Source organism: Xanthobacter autotrophicus ATCC 700552 (assembly GCF_043194565.1).
GTDB lineage: Bacteria > Pseudomonadota > Alphaproteobacteria > Rhizobiales > Xanthobacteraceae > Xanthobacter > Xanthobacter autotrophicus_F.
In genome coordinates this window covers 82,341-90,397 of the sequence record NZ_JBAFVS010000020.1, presented here as the reverse complement: position 1 = coordinate 90,397, position 8,057 = coordinate 82,341, and the positions used below count along the sequence as shown (strand labels likewise).

At 67.9% G+C, this 8,057-nt stretch carries 5 protein-coding genes; 1 reads left to right on the top strand and 4 read right to left on the bottom strand.

The window, feature by feature from the left end:
* From V5F48_RS18765 to V5F48_RS18750, 4 genes are all read right to left on the bottom strand, one after another.
* A partial coding sequence (locus V5F48_RS18765) for a hypothetical protein (RefSeq protein ID WP_394259935.1) occupies window positions 1-3,014 on the bottom strand: 3,014 nt, incomplete at its 3' end.
* Between the two features lie 122 nt (window positions 3,015-3,136).
* On the bottom strand, window positions 3,137-4,114 hold the full coding sequence (locus V5F48_RS18760) for a helix-turn-helix transcriptional regulator (RefSeq protein ID WP_394259934.1): 978 nt from the start codon (window positions 4,112-4,114) through the stop codon (window positions 3,137-3,139).
* 325 nt (window positions 4,115-4,439) lie between these two features.
* Window positions 4,440-5,873: an MFS transporter gene (locus V5F48_RS18755; RefSeq protein WP_394259933.1), complete on the bottom strand. Its 1,434-nt coding sequence runs from the start codon at window positions 5,871-5,873 to the stop codon at window positions 4,440-4,442.
* A gap of 84 nt (window positions 5,874-5,957) precedes the next feature.
* On the bottom strand, window positions 5,958-6,794 hold the full coding sequence (locus tag V5F48_RS18750; RefSeq protein WP_394259932.1) for an alpha/beta fold hydrolase: 837 nt from the start codon (window positions 6,792-6,794) through the stop codon (window positions 5,958-5,960).
* Between the two features lie 124 nt (window positions 6,795-6,918).
* On the opposite strand from V5F48_RS18750, the gene V5F48_RS18745 reads away from it, so the two are divergent.
* Window positions 6,919-7,953 carry a GlxA family transcriptional regulator gene (locus tag V5F48_RS18745; RefSeq protein ID WP_394259931.1) on the top strand — a complete coding sequence of 345 codons (1,035 nt, stop codon included), beginning with the start codon at window positions 6,919-6,921 and terminating at the stop codon, window positions 7,951-7,953.
* Window positions 7,954-8,057: the final 104 nt, after the last annotated feature.

The following is an 8,057-nucleotide window of genomic DNA, read 5'->3' as shown; positions in this document are numbered from 1 at the left end:
TCGACGTTGGCGTTGGTAAGGGTCGCCGTGCCGTCGCCGGCCTTGGTGAAGGCGCCGCTGCCGGAGAGGGCGCCGTCCACCGTCGCCGTGGTGCCGCTCGCGGTCTCCAGGGTACCCCCATTCGTCTGCAGGACAAGGTCGCCGGAGAGGGTGAGGCTGGCGGTGGTGCGCAGGGTGCCGCCATCGAAAGTGGTGGAGAGGAAGGCCGGGCCCGCCCCTTCCAAGGTCTTCGCATCGGCGATGGCGAGCACGCCGCCCGTGAGGGTCCAGCTCAGGCCGCTGGCATTGGTGCCGGTGCCGGTCCACTCGCCGCCCACCACCGACAAGGCGTTGAAGCCCACATATTGGGTGCCGGAGAGCGAGCCCGAGAGGGTCGGCACCACCTGGCCCACGTCGAACGCGGCCGCGCCCGTGCCGCCGAGCTTCAGGGCGTCCCCGCCATTGGTGGTGCCGCTGGTGGAGAGCACATTGCCGGTGAAGGCATAGCCCGCCTGAAGCTCCAGCGCGTTGCCGCCGCCGGACAGCTCCACCGCATTGGCGCGCGTCATCCCATCGCCGGAAAGCCCGCCCATGATCGCGCCGGCGTTCTTGATGGTGGAACCGCCGGTGGAGACGACACCAACCGCGCCGAGGCCGCCAGCGCCGTCCACTCCCGGGTCGCCGGCGGGGGCAAAGCCGCTTCCGCCGCCCTGCACGCTAGCCCCTCCCAGGCCCCCCAATCCGGCCAGTCCTCCGTCGCCGCCGATGATCGTGCCGGTATTGGTGAGGCTGAAGCTGGAGCCGCTCACGCCGACGCCGCCATCACCCCCGTTTCCGCCGTTTCCGCCCGTCCCGCCTTTGGCGGGTATGGCGCCACTCCCGCCGCTGCCGCCCGCGCCGCCATCGCCACCCTTGCCGCCGCTGATCGTGCCGGAACTGGTGATGGAAAAGTCCGTGCCGGTGACGCCGGCACCGCCCGCGCCGCCGTCGCCGCCGCGCCCACCATTGCCGCCGCCTTGGGCGGCACCTGAGACGTTCACAGAATTTTCGAAGTCGCCGCTGCCGCCAGGCCGGAAGGAACCGGCCGACCCGCCAGAGCCGCCTGCGCCGCCTTCACCCCCGGTGCCGCCTTCGGCTCCTGCGCCACCCGCGATCGATCCCGCGTTCGTCACGGTGAAGGAACTGCCGCTGACGCCTGCACCGCCGGCACCACCCGTGCCGCCGGCGCCACCGGCTCCCCCCAAATTGCCGTCGCCGCCCCTGCCGCTTACGCCCCTGCCGGCGGCATCACCCACAGCGGGACCGACGTCAACTCGTACGTTGCCGCCCGCGCCGCCTTGGCCTCCGACGCCCGCGGCGCCCCCGGTGCCGCCTTTGGCTCCCGCGCCGCCTGTGAGCGTTCCGCGGTTCGTCAGATCGAAGAGCGTGCCGGTGACGCCGACGCCCCCGGCTCCCCCGGTCCCGCCTTCACCCCCGTTGCCGCCCGCACCGCCCGCGCCGCCGGTTCCGGCCGTGCTGGAGAGCACCACACCCGGGACGCTGATCGTCGAATCCAAAGAGATCCCGGGTCCCCCGGTTCCGCCCGCGCCGCCGCGTCCGCCATCGCCGCCGAGACCGCCCGAGCCTCCGTAAAGCGTCGTCTCGTTGATCACGGTGAAGGAGGTGCCGCTGATGCCCGCCCCTCCCAGACCGCCGAGGCCGCCGGCTCCGCCATTGCCGCCGTCATCGCCCGACTGCCCCTTGCCGGCGAGGGTGGCGTATGATCCCGGACGGGTAAAGTGTTGGGAGACGGTTTCGCCCACAGGCACCACCGGTGCGAATTGGCTGTCGCTGCCGGCTCCGGCCGCGCCGCCCGCGCCGCCGCCGATCACGCCGGTGTTGTGGATGGTGAAATTGGATCCGCCTGCGCCGACGCCGCCCTGCGCACCCGCGCCTCCCGCGCCAGGCACGCTGGACTTGGGGCCGATGAACATCGATCCACCCTGGCCGCCGATCCCACCGATGACGCTGCCGGTGTTGGTCAGATCGTAGCCATACCCCGTGATGCCGGCCCCGCCCGCGCCGGACACGCCGACGACCATGGGTACGCCGTTCATGAGGCCCGCAGGCCGCGAGATGCCTCCTCCCTCGCCACCATCGCCGCCAAGGATGGAGCCACCATTGGTGATGGTGAGGCTTCCGATCTGCGATCCGGAGACGGCAACACCCGTGCCGCCGCTGCCGGCATATCCGCCATACGCCGGGCTACCGCCGCCATCGCCGCCATCGCCACCGGAGATGATCGCGCTATTGGCGAGGATGCCGCCTGGCGTGAAATAAATGCCATACCCGCCATCGCCGCCCCCGCCGCCGGCGGAATGTGCTGTGGCAGAGACGTAGCCGCTTCCCGCCCCGCCGCCGCCACCCGTGCCGCCCGTCACATTGGCGGAAACGTCGAGGGTAAGAGGTGCCGTCGTGACGATGCCGAAGCCACCGGCGCCTCCCCCGCCGCCGCTCCCATTCAGCGCCGCACCGTTATCTTCAGCGACGCGACTCGACCCTCCGCGGCCACCCTGGCCACCCGTCGCGGCAGTCGTCACCTGCTGGTCGGCACCCGTGGTCAGGAAGGTGCCGCCGCCGCCGCCGCCGCCGCCGGAGCCGCCATAGCCGGAGGGAATGCTTGTCCCTGCCCCGCCATCGCCGCCGCCGTCTGTGCCGGCCGCGCCGCCACTAAAAAGGCCTATGCCGCCTGCGGCGCCCACGCCGCCGCCGCCGCCGCCGCTCTTGCCGTCTTCGGCGTCGGCCCCTGCCACGCCATAGGCACCGCCGGCGCCGCCGGGCACAAGGTCTTCGCCGGCCCCGCCGTTTCCGCCGAAGGTCTGGGCTTGCGCGCGCTCCATCGGGGCGACCCCCGCGACGGCGATGAGGCAAAGCAGCGACGCCCCGGCCAGCCAGGTGCGGCGTGATGAAACGCCGGTTCCGAACGCACGATCATTCAGGACGATGCAGCAGCCGCGCCGCCCGCTATCGGTGGCGGTTTCCCGACGCGCAGACATGACCTATCCCCCAAGGCTTACCCATCGCGACGAACACGATTTGCAATTTGCCGCGAGGGTAGTCGTTTACGGGCGCCACTTCATGTCCTCTAAATAGAGGATACGCCCGCATGAAGAACCACTTAGCTGGCACCATTGAGCCATAGGCTCATGAGTTCCGCGCGGCTGCTCACGCCGAATTTGCGGAAGATGCGCGTAACGTGCTGGTGGGCCGTGGAGGTGGCAATTTCCAGCTCGCGGCCGATCTGCTTTTCCGTGGCCTTGGTGAGCAGCATGTGCAGCACCCGCCGCTCCGCCGGCGTCAGGGGCGAAGAGGCCATGATGAGGCCGTGCCCCAACATGAGATGGCGGTGAAACCACTTGATGCCGCGCAGCGCATGGACGAGCTGCGCGATCTCCTCATCGGTGAAGGTCTTGCCCGAATAGAAGCCGAAATGGGATTCGCAATCGGCATTCAGAGGAAAGGCGACGAAGACCGCATCGTGCGTGCCCACCGAACCGTAGTGCCGCCGGTAGAAGGGCGTCTCGAACCAGTCCAAAGGGAGTTCCCGGCGGAACGAATAGAGGCGGAACGTGCCGACATTCTGCATCGGCAAAAGAAAGGAAGGATCGATCTCGCGTCGGTCCCAGACTTCCATGATCTCCTTGAAATGCTGCTCATCGGGATGGGGCTGGACTGGATGCAAGGCCTGCATGGCCGCGACGCGCCAGCCCTGAAGGGGATCGGCGGGGGCCACATCCCCAAGACGGATGGCACCGGCCCAAGTGGCGTTCCAGGCCCCCGTCGCTTCGCAGAGCGCCGTCATGAGGTGGGCGGCCGCCATCGGTGATTGACCGGCCTCGAAGTCGGACAATTCATCCCAAAGGCGGTGTGTGGCTTCGAGGTTCACGGCGCTCACGTTCCCGGCCTTCATCGGCGCCGCATCAAACGCATAATCCTCGCTCCATCGATTAACGCCATGGGACCTTTCAAAAGGCGATAGGCTAAAAGACGCGGTGTTGGAAGGCGCGATATCAGGCCGCAGACGCGCATGGCGTAAAGACCGTTCGCTCGCCTTTGCGCGCCTGTTCTGCAGCATCCAGCAGACCTGCGCCCTCATCGACGAAGCCGACACAAGGCGGCGTCTCTCACGTCGCCAACGAATCGAAGGCCGGCACCGTAAGGACAGCGGGGCCGAACATCCGCTGCCGGGCAGGTAGCCAAGGTCCGCTTTTGGCGCGACAGACAGCTTGGGGGATGTCGTAGGTTCGACACCCTCCAACTTCCAGAATTGAGGCGAGCGCAAGAGGCTTCCTGACGCGTCCTCGAGAAGGGGCTGGTCACTGCTGCCGGTCACGTCCTATGGGAAAACCACCGCGGGTCGAGCATCTTAGAGCGTTTTCGAGCGAAGTGGATACCGGTTCGCGTAAAGAAAACGCGTAAACTCAATAACCTAGAGCATTTCCCCGATACAGTGAAACGGGGAAATGCTCTAGGTGAGCTGTTCGTCGAGCCAGTCGAGGACACGGCGGTTGAGGAGCGAGCGGTTCTGCATCTCGCAATGCCCGTCCGCGCCTTCGGCGGCGGTGAAGCTCAGAAGGGTCGTGGGACAGGTGAGCGCGTCGAGGAAGGTGCCGGCATCCTCGGCCAGCGCGTCGCCCTCGGTCTGGGTGATCAAGGTCGGGCATTGGATCAGCTCGGCCCGGCCCTTCATGGTGAAGGGCGGCGGGGGCTTCCCGGAACGAAAGGCGCAGCGCGGCGAAGGCCGCAAGGCACACCGCGATCACCGCGGCGGTGACGGCGAACCCGCCGGCCGCCGTGAGGCCGAACAATGTGGTCGCGCCCGAGGTGAGGATGGGTCCGATCGCCGTGCCGATGTCCCCGGCCGCCCGGTTGGTGCCGGTGACGGCGCCGGTCTGCTCGGGCGGGATGCTCTCCAGCGCCACGGTGGCCGCCGCCGTCACCAGGGCGCTGGTGCCGACCATGACGAAGGCCGTGCCCACCCACAGCGCCCACTGCACCGGAGCGAGCCACATGAGCACCACGCCGATGAGCGTCAGCGCGCTTGCAGCCAGGACTGTGCGGCTGGCGCTCCAACTGTCGATAAGGCGCGCATTCAGGGGCAGGAACACGAGATTGAGCGCCGTAGCCACGCCGATGATGAGGCCATAATGCTGCGGGGAAAGGGAAAGCATGGTGGTGGCCACCGCCGGAACCACCACCCAGGACACGGTGATGCGGGCGAGAAAGCCGGCGAAGGTCATCACGGTGCCGCTGGCGAGCCCGAGCGTGATGCGGATGGTGCCCACCGCCTTTTTCGCCATGCCGGCGGCCTTGGGCATCAGCAGCGAGATGGGCAGGGCGAGAAGGCCCAGCATCGCCTCCACCACAAAGGGCGCGCGCGGCCCGAATGGGCCGACCACATAGCCGCCCACCACCGGCCCGGCGGAATAGGAAAGCAGCAGCGCGCCCTGGAACAGGGTCTGCGCGGTGCCGCGCTCCTTGGGGCCGAAGATGTTGATGAGGGCGGTCATGGCCGCCGTGGAGAAGATGGCGATGCCCGCGCCCTGCACCACCACCGAGATCATCAGCATGCCGTAGCCGAGGTTCGGCATCCCCAGAAGCGCGCCCGCGATCATGATGCCGAGGCCGATCACCGAGGACAGGCGCCCCCCGACGCGGTCGATGGCGAAGCCTGCAGGCACCTCTACCAGGATGCGGGCGAAGGCGAAGGCTGAGATAAGGGCGCCGTGCGCCACCGCCGGCAGGCCCACCGTCAAGGCGGGTATCGCTGGGATGAGCATGCCGATGCCGAGCGTGGCGGCAAAGGCCGCGATGATGATGGCGAAGACCGCCGCGCGGCTTTCCGAGGGGATCATGTGCGTCTTCAACCTCGAGGCGGGATGGGCGACCGGCAGGCGGCAATGGGCGCACCATCTCCGGTGCGCCCGCCGTGTTGTGGCTCAGGCCTGGACGAAGGCGAGCAGGTCGGCGTTGAGGACCTCGGCGTTGACCGTCAGCAATCCGTGGCCGTAGCCCGGATAGGTCTTCAGCGTGCCATTCTTCAGCAGCGGGGCCGAGAGCCTGGCGCTGTCGTCGATGGGGACGATCTGGTCGTCCTCCCCGTGCAGCACGAGTGTCGGGACGCTGATCGCCTTCAGGTCCTCGGTCTGGTCGGTCTCGGAGAAGGCCTTGATGCCGTCGTAATGGGCCTTGGCACTGCCCATCATGCCCTGACGCCACCAGTTATTGATCACGCCCTGGTCGATCTTCGCGCCCGCGCGGTTGAAGCCGTAGAAAGGCCCGGCCGGCACATCGAGGAAGAATTGCGCCCGGTTGGCGGCCAGAGCCGCGCGGAAGCCGTCGAACACCTCGATCGGCAGGCCGCCGGGATTGTTCTGCGTCTTCACCATCAGCGGCGGCACGGCGGAAACCAGCACCGCCTTGGCCACCCGGCCCTGCGGCTCGCCATGCTGCGCGACGTAGCGGGCGACCTCGCCGCCGCCGGTCGAATGGCCGATATGGATGGCATTCCGCAGATCGAGATGCTGGACGACCGCCGCGGCGTCGGCCGCATAGTGGTCCATGTCGTGACCGTCCCAGACCTGGCTTGAACGGCCGTGACCGCGCCGGTCATGGGCGATGACACGATAGCCCTTGGACAGGAAAAAGAGCATCTGCGCGTCCCAATCGTCGGACGACAGCGGCCAGCCGTGATGGAACATGATCGGCTGGGCATCCTTGCGACCCCAGTCCTTGAAGAAGATTTCAGCGCCGTCCGTGGTGGTGACCGTACCCATGATGCGGAACTCCTCGGTGTGGCCGGGGCGTCGTCCCCGGTGCTCATGCGATGGAGAGACACTAGTGGTCCGCGGTCCGCTTTCGGATTGGCGCGATGGACAGATTTCAGGCCATAAGTGACAAATGACCAAACTGGCCCCCTTGGCGGAAATCGCCGTCCTGCTCTATCCCGGCGCACAGCTCGGCGCGGCGCATGGACTGACGGATCTTTTCTCAGTCGCCAACCTGATGGTGAAGCGCCGTCTCGGCGACGCCGCGTCGCGCCTCCGCGTCAGCCATTGGCGCGGCCGGGAGAACGGCGAGGGCGCGGAACGCGTCTTCGACAGCGATGCGGGCGCATCGGGGGAGCCGGATTTCGTCATCCTGCCGCCGGCCGTCATCGCGCCGATCACTTCGGACGAGGCAGCGCCTCTGGCGATCTGGCTGAAGGAGCGCCACGCGCGCGGGGCGACGCTCGCCTCGGTCTGCGCCGGCGCATTCCTGCTCGGCGAGACCGGCCTGCTGGAGGGACGTCCTGCCACCACCCACTGGTTCTACGCCAACGATTTCGCGGAACGGTTTCCCAATGCCCGCGTCAACATCGACAAGCTCGTCATCGACGATGGCGACCTGATCACGGCGGGCGGCCTCATGGCCTGGACGGACCTGGGGCTCAAGCTCGTGGACCGGCTGCTGGGACCAACCGCGATGCTCGAGACCGCGCGCTTCCTGCTGGTCGACCCGCCGGGCCGCGAGCAGCGATACTATAGCGTGTTCTCGCCAAAGCTGCGCCATGGCGACGAGGCGGTCCTGAAGGTCCAGCATTGGCTGCAGGCGACGGGTGCCCGCGACGCGACGCTTGAGGCGATGGCGGACAAGGCGGGACTTGAGCCGCGGACCTTCCTGCGTCGCTTTCACAAGGCAACGGGGCTGAAGCCGACAGAATACTGCCAGCACCTTCGAGTAGGTAGAGCGCGCGAGATGCTGGAGACCACGACGCGCCCGGTCGAGCAGATCGCGTGGGATGTCGGCTACGGGGACCCGGGCGCATTTCGAAAGGTCTTCGTCAAAGTGACAGGCCTCGGCCCCCGCGAGTACCGCCAGCGTTTCGGGATTGCCGCCATTCGCGAGGGCATGCCGCCTGAGGACGCGGGAAGTCTGCAGTCTGCCAACCCATAGAGCACGTCCGCCGCGCACACCGGCCGGTATATGGAATATCCGGTTTGCGACGCCCTGACCCTGCGCCAGAAACTGCGCTACTTTTGGGTGCACATCGACCAGAA